The sequence below is a fragment of the Embleya sp. AB8 genome, assembly GCF_049739465.1.
GTDB lineage: Bacteria > Actinomycetota > Actinomycetes > Streptomycetales > Streptomycetaceae > Embleya.
The window spans coordinates 447,224-465,608 of sequence record NZ_JBMHHY010000002.1; the positions used below are offsets into that span (position 1 = coordinate 447,224).

The 18,385-nt window shown below is 72.3% G+C and carries 18 protein-coding genes; 11 read left to right on the top strand and 7 right to left on the bottom strand.

Features of this window, described 5'->3' with window-relative positions; genetic code table 11:
- Nucleotides 1–169: 169 nt before the first annotated feature.
- Complete coding sequence (locus ABIA38_RS05020; protein ID WP_424637155.1) at nucleotides 170–1,423, top strand: metallophosphoesterase family protein; 1,254 nt, start codon at nucleotides 170–172, stop codon at nucleotides 1,421–1,423.
- Nucleotides 1,420–4,908 (top strand): AAA family ATPase, encoded by a 3,489-nt coding sequence (locus ABIA38_RS05025; protein ID WP_424637156.1) that lies wholly within the window; start codon nucleotides 1,420–1,422, stop codon nucleotides 4,906–4,908. The genes ABIA38_RS05020 and ABIA38_RS05025 overlap by 4 nt, the downstream gene beginning before the upstream one ends.
- A 15-nt stretch (nucleotides 4,909–4,923) precedes the next feature.
- On the opposite strand, the gene ABIA38_RS05030 is transcribed toward ABIA38_RS05025, so the two are convergent.
- A complete protein-coding gene (locus tag ABIA38_RS05030; protein ID WP_424637157.1) occupies nucleotides 4,924–5,361 on the bottom strand; it encodes an ATP-binding protein in 438 nt (145 codons plus the stop codon).
- A 264-nt stretch (nucleotides 5,362–5,625) separates the two neighbouring features.
- On the opposite strand from ABIA38_RS05030, the gene ABIA38_RS05035 reads away from it, so the two are divergent.
- On the top strand, nucleotides 5,626–5,832 hold the full coding sequence (locus tag ABIA38_RS05035; RefSeq protein WP_424637158.1) for a DUF397 domain-containing protein: 207 nt from the start codon (nucleotides 5,626–5,628) through the stop codon (nucleotides 5,830–5,832).
- Between the two features lie 3 nt (nucleotides 5,833–5,835).
- Here ABIA38_RS05035 and ABIA38_RS05040 read toward each other — a convergent pair whose 3' ends face one another.
- The 4 genes from ABIA38_RS05040 to ABIA38_RS05055 all read right to left on the bottom strand — a co-directional run bounded on the left by ABIA38_RS05040 (nucleotide 5,836) and on the right by ABIA38_RS05055 (nucleotide 8,105).
- Nucleotides 5,836–6,390 carry a Dabb family protein gene (locus ABIA38_RS05040; protein WP_424637159.1) on the bottom strand — a complete coding sequence of 185 codons (555 nt, stop codon included), beginning with the start codon at nucleotides 6,388–6,390 and terminating at the stop codon, nucleotides 5,836–5,838.
- Nucleotides 6,387–6,743: an NIPSNAP family protein gene (locus tag ABIA38_RS05045; RefSeq protein WP_424637160.1), complete on the bottom strand. Its 357-nt coding sequence runs from the start codon at nucleotides 6,741–6,743 to the stop codon at nucleotides 6,387–6,389. The genes ABIA38_RS05040 and ABIA38_RS05045 overlap by 4 nt, the downstream gene beginning before the upstream one ends.
- A complete protein-coding gene (locus ABIA38_RS05050) occupies nucleotides 6,740–7,648 on the bottom strand; it encodes an LLM class F420-dependent oxidoreductase (RefSeq protein ID WP_424637161.1) in 909 nt (302 codons plus the stop codon). Before ABIA38_RS05050 ends, ABIA38_RS05045 begins: the two co-directional genes overlap by 4 nt.
- Before the next feature lie 211 nt (nucleotides 7,649–7,859).
- On the bottom strand, nucleotides 7,860–8,105 hold the full coding sequence (locus tag ABIA38_RS05055) for a hypothetical protein (protein WP_424637162.1): 246 nt from the start codon (nucleotides 8,103–8,105) through the stop codon (nucleotides 7,860–7,862).
- A gap of 178 nt (nucleotides 8,106–8,283) precedes the next feature.
- Between ABIA38_RS05055 and ABIA38_RS05060 the strand changes: the two genes are divergently transcribed.
- The 8 genes from ABIA38_RS05060 to ABIA38_RS05095 all read left to right on the top strand — a co-directional run bounded on the left by ABIA38_RS05060 (nucleotide 8,284) and on the right by ABIA38_RS05095 (nucleotide 16,250).
- Entirely contained in the window at nucleotides 8,284–9,462 is a 1,179-nt protein-coding gene (locus tag ABIA38_RS05060) for a glycosyltransferase (RefSeq protein ID WP_424637163.1), read from the top strand.
- Between the two features lie 87 nt (nucleotides 9,463–9,549).
- Nucleotides 9,550–10,230 (top strand): GntR family transcriptional regulator, encoded by a 681-nt coding sequence (locus tag ABIA38_RS05065; protein WP_424637188.1) that lies wholly within the window; start codon nucleotides 9,550–9,552, stop codon nucleotides 10,228–10,230.
- A 137-nt stretch (nucleotides 10,231–10,367) separates the two neighbouring features.
- A complete protein-coding gene (locus ABIA38_RS05070) occupies nucleotides 10,368–11,492 on the top strand; it encodes a TIGR03364 family FAD-dependent oxidoreductase (protein ID WP_424637164.1) in 1,125 nt (374 codons plus the stop codon).
- 53 nt (nucleotides 11,493–11,545) lie between these two features.
- Nucleotides 11,546–12,223 (top strand): phosphonatase-like hydrolase, encoded by a 678-nt coding sequence (locus tag ABIA38_RS05075; RefSeq protein ID WP_424637165.1) that lies wholly within the window; start codon nucleotides 11,546–11,548, stop codon nucleotides 12,221–12,223.
- Nucleotides 12,224–12,249: 26 nt separating this feature from the next.
- Nucleotides 12,250–13,338, top strand: coding sequence for a 2-aminoethylphosphonate ABC transporter substrate-binding protein (locus tag ABIA38_RS05080; protein ID WP_424637166.1), 1,089 nt, complete (start codon nucleotides 12,250–12,252; stop codon nucleotides 13,336–13,338).
- Nucleotides 13,339–13,403: 65 nt separating this feature from the next.
- Complete coding sequence (locus ABIA38_RS05085) at nucleotides 13,404–14,549, top strand: ABC transporter ATP-binding protein (protein WP_424637167.1); 1,146 nt, start codon at nucleotides 13,404–13,406, stop codon at nucleotides 14,547–14,549.
- Nucleotides 14,546–15,460 carry a 2-aminoethylphosphonate ABC transporter permease subunit gene (locus ABIA38_RS05090; RefSeq protein ID WP_424637168.1) on the top strand — a complete coding sequence of 305 codons (915 nt, stop codon included), beginning with the start codon at nucleotides 14,546–14,548 and terminating at the stop codon, nucleotides 15,458–15,460. Before ABIA38_RS05085 ends, ABIA38_RS05090 begins: the two co-directional genes overlap by 4 nt.
- Entirely contained in the window at nucleotides 15,441–16,250 is an 810-nt protein-coding gene (locus tag ABIA38_RS05095) for an ABC transporter permease (RefSeq protein ID WP_424637169.1), read from the top strand. Before ABIA38_RS05090 ends, ABIA38_RS05095 begins: the two co-directional genes overlap by 20 nt.
- A 6-nt stretch (nucleotides 16,251–16,256) precedes the next feature.
- Here the strand turns inward: ABIA38_RS05095 and ABIA38_RS05100 are convergent, their stop codons facing one another.
- Nucleotides 16,257–17,126: a spermidine synthase gene (locus tag ABIA38_RS05100; protein ID WP_424637170.1), complete on the bottom strand. Its 870-nt coding sequence runs from the start codon at nucleotides 17,124–17,126 to the stop codon at nucleotides 16,257–16,259.
- 55 nt (nucleotides 17,127–17,181) lie between these two features.
- Nucleotides 17,182–17,634 carry a hypothetical protein gene (locus ABIA38_RS05105; RefSeq protein ID WP_424637171.1) on the bottom strand — a complete coding sequence of 151 codons (453 nt, stop codon included), beginning with the start codon at nucleotides 17,632–17,634 and terminating at the stop codon, nucleotides 17,182–17,184.
- Nucleotides 17,635–18,385 lie beyond the last annotated feature (751 nt).

An 18,385-nucleotide genomic window follows, 5' to 3' on the forward strand; every position in this document is an offset into this window, starting at 1 on the left:
GTTTCCTCAAGCCTGGCCGGACCGGCGGGCACGAACCAGGTAGGTGCCTGGCGGATCGAGGGTGGGGCCAGCCCCACCCTTTGTCCGGCCCGCCGGAAAGCCCTGCCGTGTCGGTGCCGTGTGCCTATCCTGGCTGCCCTGTGATCGCCGACCGGAGGCGCCCCGCTTCATGAAGCTGCTGCACGCCGCCGACCTGCACATCGACAGCCCGCTGCGGGGGCTTTCCGGCTACGAGGGGGCGCCGGTCGAGGAGATCCGCAGCGCCGCGCGGCGGGCCGTGGCCAACCTGGTGGACCTGGCCCGGGCCGAGGCGGTCGACGCCGTGCTGCTCGCCGGCGACATCTACGACGGCGACTGGAAGGACTACCACACCGGGTTGTTCTTCACCGTACAGATGCGCCGCCTGGCCGACGCCGGCATCCCGGTGCTGCTGGTCGCGGGCAACCACGACGCGGACAGCCGGATCACCCGCGAACTGCGGCTGCCGCCCAACGTGCACCGGTTCTCCACCGACCAACCCGAGACCGTCGCGTTCGAGGACCTGGGCCTGGCCGTGCACGGCCAGGGCTTCGGCGTCCGGGACGTCACCGACAACCTCGCGGTCACTTATCCCGCGCCGCGCGGCGGGATGTTCAACGTCGGACTCCTGCACACCGCGCTGACCGGCCGCGACGGGCACGACAACTACGCGCCGTGCAGCGTCGGCGACCTGGTCTCGCGCGGCTACGACTACTGGGCGCTCGGCCACGTGCACGCGCGCGAGGTGGTGCACGAGGCCGAGCCGTGGATCGTCTTCCCGGGCAACATCCAGGGCCGGCACGCCCGCGAGACCGGCCCCAAGGGCGCCACGCTGATCACCGTCGACGAGCCCGGCCGGGTTGCGATCGAACACCGCGACCTCGACGTGGTGCGCTGGGCCCGACTCGACGTCGACGCCTCGACCGCCACCGATGTGGACGACGTGCTCGACCTGGTCCGGCGCCGCATCGCCGAGGCACGGGCGTCGGCCGGCGACCGACTGCTGGCCGGCCGGGTGCGGATCACCGGGGCCGGCGACGTGCACGAGGCGTTGTGGCGGGACGAGCGCCGGTTCGTGTTCGAGACCCGGGCGCTGGCCGCCGAGTTCTCCGGGGTATGGCTGGAGAAGGTCCGACTGGCCACCCGCCATGCCGAACTCGCCGACGCCGGCGCCGAATTGCCCGCCCTGGTGGCGGATCTGGCGCGCACCGCCCAGGCCTTGCGCGCCGACCCGAGCGCACTGGAGCAGCTGGTCCGCGGCATACCGGGGCTCAAGACACTCGATGCCAGGGTGGCCGAGGAGGGCATCGCGCCCGCCGACCCGGCCTGGCGCGCGGACCTCTTCGACCAGGCGGTGGACCTGCTCACCGCGCTGGTCACCGGGACCGACGGGGAGCCCGGATGAGGATCGATCGGCTCGACCTGATCGCGTTCGGCTGCTTCACCGATCGCCACATCGAACTCGGCGCCCCCGGCGTCCATGTGATCAGCGGCCCGAACGAGGCGGGCAAGTCCACCGTGCGACACGCCCTCGACCAACTCCTCTACGGGATGGACCGGCAGACCTCGTACGACTTCGTCCACGCGATGCGCGACCTGCGGATCGGCGCGCTGGTGCGCGACGAGCACGGGACGGTGCTGGACGTGGTGCGGCACAAGCGCGACCGCAACCCGCTCACCCGCGCGGACGGTTCGGTGCTCGCCGAGGCCGAGCTGACCCGGCTGCTCGCGGGCGTGGGCCGAGACGACTTCCGGCAGGTGTTCGCGCTGGACCACGCCGGGTTGCGGGCGGGCGGGGCCGAACTGCTCAGGGGCGAGGGGGACGTCGGACGGGCCCTGTTCGAATCACGTTCCTCGGCCCGGCTCGGCGCGGTGCTCGCCCGACTCGAGGAACGCGCCGGGGAGTTGTACAAGACGCGCGGGAAGAATCAGCGGATCAACGCGGCGCTGACCGAGCTGGGCCGGCTGCGCAGGCGGGTCCAGGACGACGGACTGGCCCCGGCGGTGTTCGGCGAGGCGGTCAAGGAGGGCCGCCGGGTCGAGGAGGACCGCGACCGGCTCGGCCGCGACCGCAGCGAGGCGCGCGCCCGACTCGACCGGCTCACCCGGGCCCGCCAGGCGCAACCCGTACTGGCCCAGCAGAGCGCGCTGGACGCCGAGCGGGCCGAACTGGTCGGCCGCGGACCACTGCCCGCCGCCGAGGTCGCGACCGAGCTGGCCGCCCTGGACCAACGCGCGGCCGAGTCGGCGGCCCGGAGCGAGCGGGCCGGCGCCGAACTTGCCGAGGCCCGCCGCGAATGGGCCGACCGCACGGTGGACCACGCCCTGCTCGCCCGGGCCGCCGCGGTGGACGCGCTGCACGCCGACGCGGCGGCCGTCCGAGACGCCGTCGAGCTGGCCGCCGACGCCGAGGACGAGGCGTCGCAGGCCTGCTCCACCGCCGCCGAACTGCTCGCCCGAGTGCGCCCGGACCGCGCCCTCGACGACCCCACCGCCTACGAGTTGCCCCCCGGCGTCGCCGAGCGGGTCACCGCGCTGCGCGACGAACTCAACGTGTGCGAGACCCGGCTCGCCGCCGCCGCCGAACAGGTCGCGTACCGCCGCGCCCGGCTCGACGCGGCCGAGGCGGCCTGCGCGGCGCGGCCGGTGCCCGCCGACCCGGCCGCGCTGCGCGCGCTGCTGCGCTCGGTGCCGGGCCACCCGGTCGAGGACCTGGCCGGCGACGAGCAGCGGCTGGCCGAGCTCGAACAGGCCGCACTCGACCTGCGCGCCCGGCACGACCTGGCCGACCTGGACGTGCTCGCCGCCGACCATCCGGCCCGACTGCGGCTGCCCGGTCGCGCACGGGTCGTCGACCACGTCGGACAACTGGCCGCGGCGCGCGCCGACTTGGCCGAGACGGTGGCGGCCGAGGATGCCCTGCTGACCGAGCACGACGCGCGCCGCCGCGAGTCGGCCGTGTTGTCCCTGGCCGATCCGCCGCCCACGCCCGCCGATTGGGCCGCCGCCCGGGCCGAGCGCGACCGGCTGTGGACGCTGATCTGCGCGAGCCCGCCGCTGACCGACGACCGGATCGACGCATACGAGCGGGCGGTCGCGGCGGCCGACGAGATCGCCGAACACATCGCCCGCCGGGCCGAGGACGCGGTCCGGCACGGCCGACTACAGGTCGACATCGCGCACGACGAGCGCACCCTGGCCCGACTCGCCGCCCGCCGGGTGGCCGCGACCGAGCGGCAGGCGCAGCTGACCGAGGCATGGGCACGGGCCTGGGCGCCGAGCGGCCTGCCCACGCCGGACCCGCATGACGCCGCCACGTTCCTGGACACGATCCGCGACCTGGCCGCCGTCGAGGTCGAGGCCCGCACGGTGCGCGCCCGCCTGACCGCGGGACGCGCCCGCGCCGCCGAGCTGGCCGCCGAATTCGCCGCCGCGCTGGCCGCGTCCGGCGCGCCGGCCGGCCCGACCAGCCTGCCCGCGCTGATCGAGGCCGCCGACGCCCGCCGTGACGCGCTCGTCGACGCGATGCGCGAACACGAGAGCCGGGTCGCCGCCGTGCGTGAGGCCGAGGCCGAACTGGCCGAGGCGACGGCCGAATCGGACCGGGCCCTGGGTGCACGCGCCGGATGGGAGCGCCGCCGGCACGACCTGGCCCGCACCCTGGACCTGCCCGACGGCGGCCCGGACGCGGTGGCCGCCGCGGTGGGCACGCTGGCCGAGGTGGCGGCGACCCTCGCGCGCGCGGCCGAGGCCGACCACCGCCGGGCCCGCGCGGCGGACCGGATCGCCGACTTCACCGCCCGCGCGGCCGAGATCTCCACCGCCTGCGCCCGCCCGATCCCGACCGGGCTCGACGGCCGCCCGCCGTTCGCCGCCGTACTCGCCCTGCATGCCGAACTCACCCGCACCCGCAGCGCCGACGAGGCCCGCACCCGACTCGCCGAACGCATCACCCGACTCGACCACAAGATCGCCGCCGATCGCACCGAGGGCGAGCGGATCGCGGCCGAGCTGGGCGCCCTGGTGGCCGGTGCCGGTGTGCGCGACGTCGGCGAACTGCGGGCCGCGGTGGCCCGATCCGCCCGGGTGGGCGAGCTGGACGAGGCGCTCGCCGGACACCGCGCGCTGCTGTCGCCCGAGCTCGAACGTGAGGCCGCTCGCTACGCCCCCGAGGAACTCGACGTCGAACTCGAGGACGCCGCACGCCGCGCCGAGGAGGCCGACGCGGCCTATGCCGCGGCGGGCGAGGCGCTGGGCCGGCATCGGCAGATCGTGCTCGACCTGGAGCGCGAGTCGAGCGCCGCCGCCCGGGCGCACGAGGAGGCGGCCGGCACGGTGGCCGCGATTGCCGAGGACACCGAGGAGTTCGTCCGCCTGCGGCTGGCCCGCGAGGTGCTGCTGCGCTGTATGGAGGACTACCGCAAGCAGAATCAGGCCCCGGTGCTGGCCCGTGCGGAGGAGGTGTTCACCACGCTGACCGCCGGCCGCTTCGATCGGCTGCTCGTGGAGACCGAAGGCCGCAAGGGCGCCCCCGTGTTGCGTGCGCGGCGGGCGGGCGGCGCCGGGTCGGTCGGGGTGGAGGAGATGAGCGAGGGCACCCGCGACCAGCTCTATCTGGCCCTGCGGTTGGCCTCGTTGGACGTCTACGCCGACGCGGGCCGGGCGATGCCGATCGTGCTCGACGACGTCGCGATGACCTTCGACGACGGGCGCACGCGCGCGCTGTTGGCGGTGCTCGACGCGATGGCCGACCGGTTCCAGGTGGTGCTGTTCACCCATCACCCGCACCTGGGCCGGCTGGCCGTGGACACGCTCGCGCCCGGTCGCGCACACGTGCACGAACTGCCCGTCTACGCCGCGCCGTCGGCGGGTGTCGCGGCGCGGGAGTGAGCCGGGCGGGCAGCCTCAGGCGGTCATCGCGAGCCGGAAGCGCACACACTTCCCACCGGGCTCGGGGACCGACTCCCAGCCGTCGGACAACGATTCGACCAGCAACAGGCCACGCCCGGTGGTGTCGTCGTCGCTCGCCTGGACCACCTGGGGCACCCGGGTGTCGGTGTCGTGCACCTCGATCCAGACGCAGGCGCCGCCGTCGGGGGCACGATCGCGGCGGACCACGACGCTGAACGGGCGTCCGAGGCCCGCGTGGCGGACCGCGTTGGTCGCCAGTTCGGAGGCGAGAAGTACGGCGATGTCGGACAACGATTCGAGGTCCCAGACCGTCAGCGCCACGCGGACATGCTCCCGCACGGCGGACACGCACGCGGGCATCGCCGGCAGCGTGATGGTCGGGCTGATCTCGTCCTCTGCGTCCGCCACTTCCGGATCGGCCAGGGTGGTCATGCAGCTACCTCCTGTTGCGTGGGCTGCGTTTGCCCCCGCAAGCGGCCCCGCCCCGTCCCGTCGCTTTAAGTGATCTTGTCAGCGCGTAAAGTGAGGGTGCTCGGTAGGATGCTCCACGAAACCCGGTGGTGCAACTCTCGCCGCCACTTCGGTGTCCGCGTGTACACGGTTCACCCGATCGGGCGATGTCCCCGGCCCTCACATGGGGGAAGCGGGTTCGGCTCGCCCGCCGGGAGGCCTCGACGAATCAGGGGTGACGGGCCGATGGCGACCTGGTCGCGGGACAGCCACGCGCCGGCATGGCGACGCAGCTCGTACAGCAGCGTGCACGGCAACTGCGTCGAGGTGGTGAACCGGCGGCCCTTCGAAGTGGTCGTCCGCGATTCCAAGCAACGCGCCTGCGTGGTCCTCAGATTCACCGATCGAGAATGGACGCACCTGTTGGTTGCCCTTGTCGGGCCGCGGAATTGACGATCAGTCAGTTCTACTCGCGGGGATCGCCGGCACCTCGCTCCAGCGAAAGACGTGGGCGAGCGCCGACTCCACGATCGACCCGGGGACTTCGCCGTCGAACCAGCGGTCCACATGCGCCCAGTGGTAGGGGTTCAGCAGGTACTCCCCGGTCAACCCCTCGACATCGGCGAACTCCTGCTCCCATACATGTGTCCACCGCGACGCGGGCCCGCGCGGATCCACCCGGGACAACGCCCACGAGGCGATCGTGGGGATGTGCTCGGGCATCGCCACCAGATCCGACTCGAACTCCGCGCGCACCGCGTCCGATGTACCGCTACGCACGGTCAACAGCAGGGTGCGTTTGACCCGGCGCCCGGTCAGCGGCACGAACCCGGCGCGCACCGGCAGCAGGGCCACCGCGTCGGCACCCGCGGGCAATTCGGGCGACGTGTCGGCGACCAGATCCCACGAACAGCCGTGCCCACCGACGCTGCCCGGCAGGTCCGGCCCCGCCGAGACCACCGACGTTCCCGGCGCGGGCATCGTGGCGGCCAGCACCACCCACCGTGTCATGCGTACGCTCCCGGGTGTCGTGCGGTCGCCGGTTGCAGCGCCCGGCGTTGCCGATCCAGCGCGTAGCCGTCGGTGGCCGCCCAGAACGCGGCGACCCGCGGATCGGCGGCGGCCCCTGCGCGCATCGCGTAGAACGCGCGAATCCCCGGCAGGATCCACAGGATGTGCACGGTGGTCGCATCGCGGCCGGCCGGCGAGCGCCAGACCCGCTCCAGACGCATCCCGCGCCGCTGTGCGCCGGGCAGGTAACGATCATGGAACTGGCCCAACCACAGCGCGACCTGATCGTTCGTCAGAGTGACGTGGTCGAGGATGTTCACCTCGTCGGACGCCGGCGCCGAGCCGCCGGTCACAGCTTGTCCAACACGGTCTCGCGGTATCGGGCGATCCGCTCGCGCAGCGTGTCCAGCCCACGGGGGCCGGCAAGTTCGGCCGGATTCGGCGCGAACACCAGGCGGCTCGCGCCCGCGGCGGTGAACCGGCGTACCCAGTCCGGCTCGTGTTGCCGGTCCCGGTCGCAGGAACCGGGCCACGCGGTGATCTCCACGGCGTCCGCCGCCCGCCCGGCCGCTCGGCTCGACGCGCGCAACAACTCGACCCGCGTCTCGAACTCGTCGGGGGTGATCGTGTACGGGAACCAGCCGTCGCCGATCCGCCCCGCCCGCCGTACCGCCGGTTCGCTGTTGCCGCCCAGGACCACCGGCACCGCACCCCGCTCCGGGCGCGGCAGGCAGTGCACCCGCTCGAACGAGGTGAACCGGCCCCGGAAGGTGGCGGGCGCGGTTGCCCACAGCGCGCGCATCGCCCCGACGCACTCCTCCAGTCGGGCGCCGCGCTCGGCGAAGGCGGCGCCGACCGCGGCGTACTCCTCCCGCTGCCAGCCGATGCCCAGACCGAGCGACAACCGCCCGTCCGAGTGCCGATCGATGGTGGCGGCCCGCTTGGCCAGCACCACCGGGCTGTGCAGCGGCGCGACCACCATCGCGGTGCCGAAACGCAGTGTGCGGGTGGCGCCGGCGAGGAAGGCGATGGTCTCCAGCGGATCGGGCATCGGCACCACGCCGGCGGCGCTCGGCGTACGACCCGATGCCGAGTACGGGTAGCGGGGTTCGTAGTCCTCGGCGACCACGACGTGTTCGACGGTCCACACGGACTCGACGCCGCACTCCTCCAACGTCCCGGCGAAGTCGCGCAGGAACCCGCCGGAGGTGATCAACCCGTCCGCGAAGGGCGCCATCACGCCCAGCTTGATCGTCATTCTGACGCCCTTTCAGATCCCGTGTTCGCACCCTGCCTCGGCAGGCGTGCGAGCGCAAGACCCGACCGACGGTGTCGTTGGACACCCGGTCGCGGGGCCGTTCGAGGCGGTGAACCGGTCCACCGCATACCGCGTGCGCCCGCCATCGGGGCGCGGGCGCACGCGGGCTGTGCGGGCAGGGGTCGAGCGGTGGTCCGGGACGGAAACGGGCCTACGACAGCTCGATCAGCTCGTCGTGGCGATACAGCGGGCGCAGGCCGTCCGCGAAGCGCACCGAATACCACTGGTACGGGGACAGCGGCGGCCGGTGCGCGTCGGCGAACACCTCGCAGACCTCGCCGATGTGGCCGGTGCTCAGGCCCACCTGTACTCGTACGCGGGTGCCGACCTCGAATCCCTGCCAGCGGGTGGCCCCGCCGCGAACATGCTCCTGGGTCCTCGTCGTCGCGTCGCCCATGACGGGCACCGCCCTTCTGCCGATGGGTAGTTCGCTCGACTCTCAACCGTCGAGAACGGGTCCCATACCCGGTATCGGGCCCGGCCGTACCGCTCTTGAGATCAGGACCCCGTTCGCGCGCGGACTTCACCCGGAAGGAGCGCCCGAGTGGCGTACCGGAGCCGGCAGGCTTCCGGATGTGGACGTCTTGTTGTGGATCACCGCCGTGTCCGGCCTCGGCTGGCTCTATCTGACCCTGTGCCACGGCTGGTTCTGGCGCACCGACGTGCGGCTGGCCGACCCGGCCCCGCCGCCGCCCGGCGGTGTGTCGGTGGCGGTGATCGTGCCCGCGCGGGACGAGGCGGAGGTGCTCGGCGACAGCCTGCCCACGCTGCTCGCCCAGGACTTCCCCGGGCGGGCCGAGGTGTTCCTGGTCGACGACGGCAGCACCGACGGCACCGGCGAGCTGGCCGCGCGACTGGACACCGGGCAAGGCGCCGCAGGCCGGGTGCCACTGACCGTGACCACGCCGGGCGAGCCGCCCGCCGGCTGGACCGGCAAGGTGTGGGCACTGCGACACGGCGTCGAGGCGGTCGGCGAGGTGGACTGGATCCTATTCACCGACGCGGACATCGCGCACGCGCCCGATTCGCTGGCCCGCCTGGTCGGCGAGGCCGAGCGGGATCGGCTCGACCTGCTGTCGGTGATGGCCCGGCTGCGCACGCACACCCGGTGGGAGAAGTTGATCGTGCCCGCCTTCGTGTACTTCTTCGGGAAACTCTTCCCGTTCCGCCGGGTGAACCGACCGACCTCGCGGGTCGCGGCGGCGGCCGGGGGTTGCGTACTGGTCCGGCGGACCGCCCTGGAGCGGGCCGGCGGGGTGGCGGTGATCCGGGACGCGGTGATCGACGACGTGTCCCTCGGCACCGCGATCAAGCGCGCGGGCGGGCGGATCCGGCTGGTGCTCGCCGACGGTCCCGAGCGGCACGTGGACAGCGTGCGGCCCTATCCGGCGCTCGCGGACCTGTGGAACATGGTCGCGCGCAGCGCCTTCGCCCAGCTTCGGCACTCGTGGTTGTTGCTGGCCGGCACGGTGCTCGGGCTCGCGCTGGTCTATCTGGCCGCGCCGGTCGCGCTGGTGGTCGGGATCGTCGGTGCGGACCCCGCGCTCGCGCTGCTCGGGCTCGCGGTGTGGGCGCTGATGAGCGCGACGTACGTGCCGATGGTGCGCTACTACGCACGCCCCGCCGTCGAGGCCGTGCTGCTGCCGTTGGCGGCGACGCTCTACCTGGGGATGACCGTGCACTCGGCGGTGCGGCACGCCCGCGGGCGCGGTGCGGCGTGGAAGGGTCGCACGTACCCGGCGCCGGCCGATTAGGCTCCGCTCGTGCCCAGACCGGACTCCACGGCCCGTCCCTATCGCGACGGCGTCCCCGAACACGGCCGTGTACCCAAGTCGTACACGGTGAAGATGCGTCTGCTCCAACTCATGGACGAGTTGGGCGAGGACGCGTTACTGCCCTCCGAACGCGAACTCGCGGCCGACTACGGGGTGGCCCGCTCCACGCTGCGCGCGGCGATAGGCGAGCTGGTGATGGAGGGCCGACTGCGCTCCGCGCGCGGCCGGGGGACCTACGTCGCGCCGCCCAAGCTGATGCAGCCGGTCAGTATGGGCAGCTACACCGAGGCGGTGCGCTCGATGGGGCTGACCCCGGGGCGCCGGGTGGTCACCCTCGAATACCACGTCGCGCAGCCCGATCTGGCCGCCCGGCTGCGGATCCGGGCGGGCGATCTGACGGTGCATCTGGAACGGGTGCTGCTCGCCGACGGCGAGCCGATCGGCCTGGAGAGCACCTACCTGCCGCTGGACCGCTTCCCGACCATCCTGGACGTGCTGCGCCCGGAGGGTTCGCTCTACCTGTGCCTCCAGGAGGACCTGGGGGTGGTCTTCGCGGAGATCGACGAGACGGTGGAGACCGTGCTGGCCGCGCCGCGCGAGGCGCTCCTTCTGGAGACCAACCCGGCGCTGCCGATGTTGCTGGTCATGCGTACCTCGTACGACCCCGAGGGGGTGCCCATCGAGCGGGTCCGGGCACTGTTCCGCGGCGACCGGATGGGGTTCGCCACGCGCCTGCGGGCCCAGTAGCGCACCGGCTTTTATAACGGCGAGATAACAGGTTCGGACCTTAACGGACTGTTCATCCGAACGACATACCGCCTCCGCATGCTCGGCATCGGCCACTCCCAAGCTGGTCGCAATCGCCGAGAACGTGGAGGAAGCCGGTGCGAGTCATTGTCGTCGGAGGTGGCGTGCTGGGCAGCATGCACGCCTGGCAGGCCATCGAGCGCGGGCACGAGGTCGTGCACATCGAGCGCGAGCGCGAGGCGCGCGGTGCTTCGGTGCGCAACTTCGGCCTGGTGTGGGTCGGTGGTCGAGCCGGTGGCGACGAACTCGACACCGCGCTGCGGGCCCGCGAGTTGTGGGAGCGCCTGGGCGTCGACGTGCCCGGCATCGGCTTTCGGGCCAACGGCTCGCTCACCGTATGCCGAGGCGCCGAGGAGGTCGCGGTCGCCGAGGCCGCGCTCGCCCTGCCGGACGCCGCCGAGCGTGGCCTGAAGCTGCTCGCTCCCGGCGAGGCGCGCGCCCACAACCCGGCGCTGCGCGGCGAGTTCGATGCCGCGCTGTGGTGCGAGCGGGACGGCGCGGTGGAATCCCGGGTCGCGCTGCCCGCGCTGCGCGGTCGTCTGGCGGCGAGTGGCCGGTACACCTGGCTGCCCGGTCGCGAGGTGCGCGATCTGCTGGCCGGCGGCACAGGAGTGCGCGACGACCACGGGGTCACCCACGAGGGCGACCTGGTGGTGCTGTGCACCGGGGCCTGGCTGACCGGCCTGGTCCGCGAGTTGGCCCCCGAGCTGCCGGTGCGCCGGGTGCGCCTGCAGATGATGCAGACCGACCCGCTGGACGAGGCGCTGACCACCTCGATCGCGGACGGGGACAGCTTCCGCTACTACCCGGCCTACGCCGGCACCGCCCTCGAGGCACTGCGCACCGCCCGACCCCAGGCGCCGGTGCCCGCCGAACACCGTATGCAGCTGCTGATGATCCAACGCCTGGACGGCGGACTGACCATCGGCGACACACACGAATACGACGAGCCGTTCGCGTTCGACGTGGACTCCGCGCCCTACACACACCTGGTCGAGGTCGCCGAGCGGCTGCTCGGCCGGCCGCTGCCGGCCATCCGCCGCCGCTGGGCCGGGGTGTACGCGCAGACCACCGACACCACCCGGGTCGTGCACCGCGAGCAGGTCGCCCCCGCGACCTGGCTGGTGACCGGCCCCGGCGGGCGCGGGATGACCTGCTCGCCCGCCATCGCCGAGCAGACCGCACACCTCGCCGGCCTCTGACCCCGCCCGCCGCCGACCCCGCCCGTCGCGAACATCCCCCCGGAGCACCACTCATGACGCAGTATCAGCTCGCCGTCCTGGACATGGCCGGCACCACCGTCGCCGACGACGGCCTCGTCGTCGAGGCGTTCACCCGGGCGATCGGCGCGGTCGGCGTCGAGCCGGGCAGTGCCGACTACGAGCGCAAGCTCGGCTACGTCCACGACACCATGGGCGAAAGCAAGATCACCGTCTTCCGGGCCCTGCTCGACGGCGACGAGGAGCGCGCCCAAGCCGCCAACCTCGCGTTCGAGGCGGCCTACGGCGACCTGGTCGGGGCGGGCAGGTGCGCGCCGATCGAGGGCGCCGAGGACACGATCCGCGCACTGCGCGCGGCCGGCGTCAAGGTCGCGCTGACCACCGGCTTCGGCCGACCCACCCAGGACGCGATCCTGGCCGCGCTCGGCTGGACCGAGCTGGCCGACCTGACCCTGTGCCCGGCCGAGGCCGGGCGTGGCCGGCCCTATCCGGACCTGGTGCTCAAGGCCGTACTGCGGCTGGGCGTCGACGACCTGCGGGCGGTCGCCGTGGTCGGCGACACCGCGTTCGACGTGCTCACCGGACTGCGCTCCGGCGCCGCCATCGCCGCCGGTGTCCTCACCGGCGCACACGACCGCGCCGCGCTCGAAGCGGCCGGCGCCACCCACGTACTCGGCTCCATCCGCGACCTTCCCGCCCTGCTCCAGGGCTGACCGGCTTTTCGAAAGGGCGATTTCCCATGCGACGCATCCTCGGCCTCACCGCCGCCGCCACCGTGGTCGTGTTCACCGCGACCGCCTGCGGCGGGACCGGCGGGAGCGGTTCGGACGACACCAAGCCCGCCGCCAACGCGGCCCCCGGCGGGGCACCCGCCAAGGGCTCCGGCAGCGTCACCGTCTACTCGGTGGACGGGCTCGCCGACTGGTACACCAAGCGCTTCGCGGACTTCGAGAAGAAGACCGGGGTCAAGGTCAACCTGGTCGAGTCCGGCTCCGGCGAGGTGGTCACCCGCATGGAGAAGGAGAAGAGCAACCCCCAGGCCGACGTGGCGATCACGTTGCCGCCGTTCATCCAGCGCGCGGCCCAGGCCAATCTGCTCACCGCCTACACCCCGGCCGGCGCCGACAAGGTGCCCGCCACCGCGAAGGACGCCCAGGGCCGCTACACCGCCGTGGTCAACAACTACGCGTCCTGGATCTACAACCCCGACCAGGCCAAGCCCGCGCCGACCAAGTTCGCCGAGCTGACCGAGGGCCGGTTCAAGTCCAAGCTCCAGTACTCCACGCCCGGCCAGGCCGGCGACGGCACCGCCGTACTGATCCAGCTCCAGCACCTCTACGGCAAGCAGGGCGCGCTCGACTACCTCAAGCGGCTCGAGTCCAGCAACGTCGGCCCGTCCTCCTCCACCGGCAAGCTCCAGCCCAAGGTCGGCAAGGGCGAACTCAGCGTGGCCAACGGCGACCTCCAGATGAACCTGGCGTCGATCCACAACGACAAGTCCAACTTCAAGGTCTGGTTCCCGGCCGACGACGCGGGCAAGGCCTCGACCTTCGCGCTGCCCTACTTCATGGGCCTGTCCTCGGGCGCCCCGCACGCCGACAACGGTCGCAAGCTGATGGACTACCTGCTCTCCCCGGAGGCGCAGACCTCGGTGTCGGCCGACGCGCTCGGCCTGCCCGCGCGCGAGGACGTCAAGCCGACCGACGCCAACGCCGCCGAGATCGCCAAGGCCCTGGAGGGTGTGGAGATCTGGGCGCCGGAGTGGGACACCGTGCTCAAGGACCTGGACGCCGACCTGGCCGCCTACAACAAGGCCGTCGGTCGCTGACCCGACGGGTCGTGCACACCACCTCGGAACCATCTCGGAGAACTGCGGACAGGGAGGGAACCCGCATGACCGCACCAGCCATCGAGCGCACCGAACCGGCCGTCGCGAGTGCCGTGCCGAACGGATCGGCGATCGGCATCCAGGATCTGACGGTCCGTTATGGATCCGTCACGGCCCTGGAGAGCCTGACCCTGGAGGTCGCCCGAGGCGAGACGGTGGCCCTGCTCGGCCCCTCGGGCTCGGGCAAGTCCACCGCGCTCAAGGCGGTCGCGGGTTTCCTCCGACCCGCCTCCGGACGGATCACCCTGGCGGGCCGCGATGTAACGTACGAGCCGCCGAACAAGCGCGGCATCGGCGTCGTCGTACAGAACTACGCGCTGTTCCCGCACATGCGGGTCGCGGACAACGTCGCCTTCGGCCTCAAGGCCCGCCGGGTGCCGCGTGCCGAGGTGGCCCGCCGGGTCACCGAGGCCCTGGACATGGTGGGCATGGCGAGCTACGCCCGGCGCTACCCGCGCGAGTTGTCCGGCGGGCAGCAGCAACGGGTGGCGATCGCCCGGGCGTTGGCCATCCGCCCGCCCGTACTGCTCCTGGACGAACCGCTGTCCGCCCTGGACGCGACGCTGCGCGCCGATCTGCTCGGCGAGTTGCAGCGGCTGCGCGCCGATCTGCCGGACGTGGCGATCATGTACGTGACCCACGATCAGACCGAGGCACTCGCGCTGGCCGACCGGATCGCGGTGATGCGGGACGCGCGGCTGGTCGACCTGGACGCCACCGATCGGCTCTACCGCCGACCGCCGAGCGAGTTCACCGCGTCCTTCCTGGGCGCGGCCAACCTGCTTGCCGCGGAGGTGCTCGCGGCCTGTGCGGCCGGGGACGACGCGGTACGGGTCACGGTGGGCGGGCTGACCGTCGCCGCCGACCCGACGTGCGCGTTCGCGAAGGGGCAGCGGGCGATGCTGGTGGCCCGCCCGCACACCCTGGGGGTGCGCGCGGTGGACGGGCCGGACACGCTGCCCGCGCGGTTGATCGCGACCCAGTGGCGCGGCGCCGACTACCGGCTGACCTGCGCCCTGGAAGGCGCGGACGGCCAGGAGATCCGGATCGATGTGACCGACCTGGCCGAGGTGCCGGCGCTCGGCGAGCGGCTCGGCGTCGCGCTGCCGGCCGAGCCGTGCGTCCTGGTCCCGGCGGGAGCGGCCGGATGACCACGACCCTGGCCGAACCGCCGATCGCGGCCGAGCCGATCTCGGCCCCCTCGCGCCCGAGCAAGGCGCGCGGCGGCGCGTCCCGCGCGCTGTGGGTGCTCCCGCCGCTCGTACTCGCCGCCGGATTCTTCCTCTATCCGCTCGCGCTCGTCGTGAAGCAGTCCTTCGTGGACAAGAACGAGCACGTCGGGCTCGATGTGTGGCGCGAGGTGCTGAACTCGCCGTCGTTCGGCGACGCGCTGTGGAACACCGTCGAGATCGCGGTGCTCTCCACCCTCGGCTGCCTGGTGGTCGGCTTCTTCCTGGCCCTGGTGTTGTCCTTCGTACCGTTCCCCGGCGCCCGCGCGGTGGGCAGGATCGTCGACACGGTGCTCGCCTTCCCCTCCTTCCTGATCGCGCTTGCCTTCACCTTCCTGTACGGCACGGCCGGCGTGGTCAACGCGGCGGCCGACAAGCTGGGCCTGGGCGAGCCGCTGGTGGGCTTCCTCTACTCGCCGTGGTGCGTGGTGCTCGCCGAGATCACCTTCTACACGCCGTTCGTGATGCGCCCGCTGCTCGCCGCCTTCGCGCTGGTGCCCCGGGACCGACTCGACGTGGCCGCCTCGCTCGGCGCGGGACCGTTGCGGGTGATCCGCCAGGTGCTGCTGCCCGAGGCCTGGCCCGCGCTCGCGGCCGGCGGCAGTCTGACCCTGCTGCTGACCCTCAACGAGTTCGGGATCGTACTGTTCATCGGCGCCAAGGACGTCACCACGCTGCCGATGCTCGTGCACGCCAAGGGCGCGGTCACCTTCGACTACCCGGGCGCGTGTGTGGTCGCGGTGGTCGAGGTGGCGCTGTCGCTCACGCTCTACGCGGTCTACCGATTCGTCTTCTCCCGGACAGGAGCCGGCCGTGCTGGTCTGGTCGCGTAGCGGACGCGCCCTCGTCTGGGCGCTGTTCGCCGTCGTCTTCGCCCCCCTCGTGCTGGCGCCGCTGGCCATCCTGGGCATCGCCGCGTTCGCCGGCGACTGGAACAGCGTGCTGCCCGCGTCCTGGACGAGCGAGAACATCCGCGAAGCCACCGCGGGCACCAACTACGACAGCCTCGTGGTCAGCATCGAGACCGCGCTCGGCGCGTCGCTGATCGCGATCGTGGTCGGCACCTGGGCGGCGATCGCCGCCCGGACCGCGCCGCGCTTCGTCCGCCGACTCACCGACGCGGTGTTCCACCTGCCGGTCGCGGTGCCCTCGGTGGTGGTCGGACTCGGCATGCTGGTCGCCTTCAGCGACGGCCCGATCCTGCTCAACGGGACGAAGTGGATCGTCATCGCGGCACACGCGGTGCTCGTGGTGACCTTCGCCTACTCGACGGTGTCGGCCGGCCTCGACCGCACCGACGCGGCCTTCGCGGACGTGGCCGCCTCGCTCGGGGCGAGCGCGGCCCGGGTGTTGCTGCGGGTGCGGCTGCCGATGTTGTTGCCGTCCATCACCGCGGCGGCCAGCCTGGCGATCGCGCTGTCCATGGGCGAGGTCGGCGCGACGATCATGGTCTACCCCGCCGAGTGGCGCACCCTGCCGGTCTCGGTGTTCACCCTGACCGACCGCGGCAAGGTGTTGCTCGGCTCCGCGGTCACCGTGGTGCTGCTGGTCGCGACCCTGGTCGTACTACTGGTCGTCGGCCTGCTCAAGGGCCGGGTGGAGGAGCGCAAGCGGCGGCGGTAGGCGGGGTCAGTTCTTCCCGAACGTACGCGCCGGCGGAATCGGCGACGCGACCGCGGTGGCATCGTGCACCACGGCCGTACCACCGGGGAAGTCGGCCAGCGCCGTACCGTGCTCGACCCGGCCGGGAAACGGGTCGGCGGCGGTCCGCCGGGCCAACTCGGCGATCGGCAACTCGCCGTGCGAGGCGACCAGCACCACGTTGCCGAACCGCCGCCCCCGCAGCACCGCCGGATCCGCGATCAGCAGCAGGTTCGGGAACACCGAGCGTACGGTCGCCACTTGCGACCGGACGAAGTCCAGCCGCCCGCCGTCGGCCAGATTCACCGCGTACACCCCGCCGGGCGCCAACGTCCGGGCCGCCTCGCCGACGAACTCGGCCGAGGTCAGATGGGCGGGTACCCGCGAGTCGGCGAACACGTCGACCACGACCAGGTCGAACGCCGCGTCGGGGGCCTTGCCCGCCACCTCGCGGGCGTCCCCGGTGCGCACCCGGATCTGCCAGGTCTTCTCCCAGGGCAGTTCCCGCCGGACGAACTCGACGAGTTCACCATCCAGCTCGGCCACCTGCTGACGCGAGCGCGGGCGGCTCGCCGCCACGTAGCGGGCCAGGGTGAGACCACCACCGCCGAGGTGGAAGACCCGCAGCGGTCTGCCCTGGTCGGCGATCAGATCGACGACGTGGCCGAGCCGACGGACGTACTCGAACTCCAGCCAGGTCGGATCACCCAGATCCACATGCGACTGTGGCGACCCGTGCAGCCGCAACGTCCAGGCCCCGGCCCGATCCGGATCGGGTTCGAGCTCGACACTGCCCGACCCCACCTCGGCACGGATCGGCTCCGGGGCGCGACCGCGTCGACGCTGCTTGTCTGCCATCCGACCAGTATCGAGCCGGTGCCCGCCGGCGCCCGAGCCGCACCTCGACGGCCGGCTAGGCGTTGCCGATCAGCCGCAGTCGAGGGCTCTCCGCAGGCGGTACGGCCCGCCACGAGCAGCTCTCCGCGGCGAAGAAGCACTGCGACCGACCGACCACATCGCCCGCGTCGACGGGCTCGTAGGCCCCGGGGCCGTCGACCGGGTCGAAGTCCAGATAGAAGAGGTCGCCGTACGTCTCGTCGGTGAAACGCGACAGGACCGGGTCGAAATAGAGCATTCCGGAGAAGCCCTTCCCGTGCTCGACCCGATAGTCCCGAAGTCCCGAAAGAGTGAACTCCACGGGAATCCACGGCCAGCCGTGTTCCCGGTCCCGGGCATCGACCAGGACGCGGGCCGTGGCCCCGCCCGGGCTGAACGGGTCGTCGATGTGTACCCGGGTGACACACCCGTTCCCGAAGTCGAACAAGCCCAGGAGATCGCCCAGGCTGTCCGGGGTGAGCAGCGACATGGGGCCCTCCGGTCGACGGCGGTGCAGTTCGGTCCTCGGTACCAATCATCGCGACTGGCGCGCGGCCACCGTACGGAAGTATCGAGTCGATCGTGCTCATCGCCGAACCGACCCGAACCGGCGCCCCCACGTGCCGGTTTGCGGTCGGCCCCGGGCCCCGGTAGGGTCCTCCAAGTTGCCCGACAGGGAGACCTGAGACAGACGCGAGCCTAGGCGCCCGCGCTGGCTGGTCCCGGGGCGGCCACTCCGATCACTCGAACCAGGTGTGATGCGCATGCGCATCACACGCGCCGTTCTGTGCCCGGGTGCCTGCGCAGATTGCCGGAACGCAAATTGCCGCCGATTAGACGGTGGGAAATGTGATCCGCTAATGTTCGGGGCGTCGCAGAAAGCAGCGGGAGAACAAATTTCCGAAGCCGAAGCGATGAGCGGGGCGGGTCGAAAGACCTGCTAGGCTCGAAGAGCCGGAAGCCGGGAAGCGAAAGCTTCGAGGTGGAAAGCGAAAGAGGAAAGCAGGTCGCGAAGATCTGCTAGACTCTGAAAGGCGGAAAACGCGGAAACGCGGTGGAAGCCGAAAGCGAGGAAAGCGAAGCGGCCGAAACGGTGTGCTAAGCTGGAGACGCGAAAGCGAAACGAAAGAATCGCTGAAACACAAGAGCAAAGAACGAAACGAAACGCCCGGAGGGCGCGGTTGATTCCGCACCGAAGGAAGCGTCCGTTCCTTGAGAACTCAACAGCGTGCCAAAAGTCA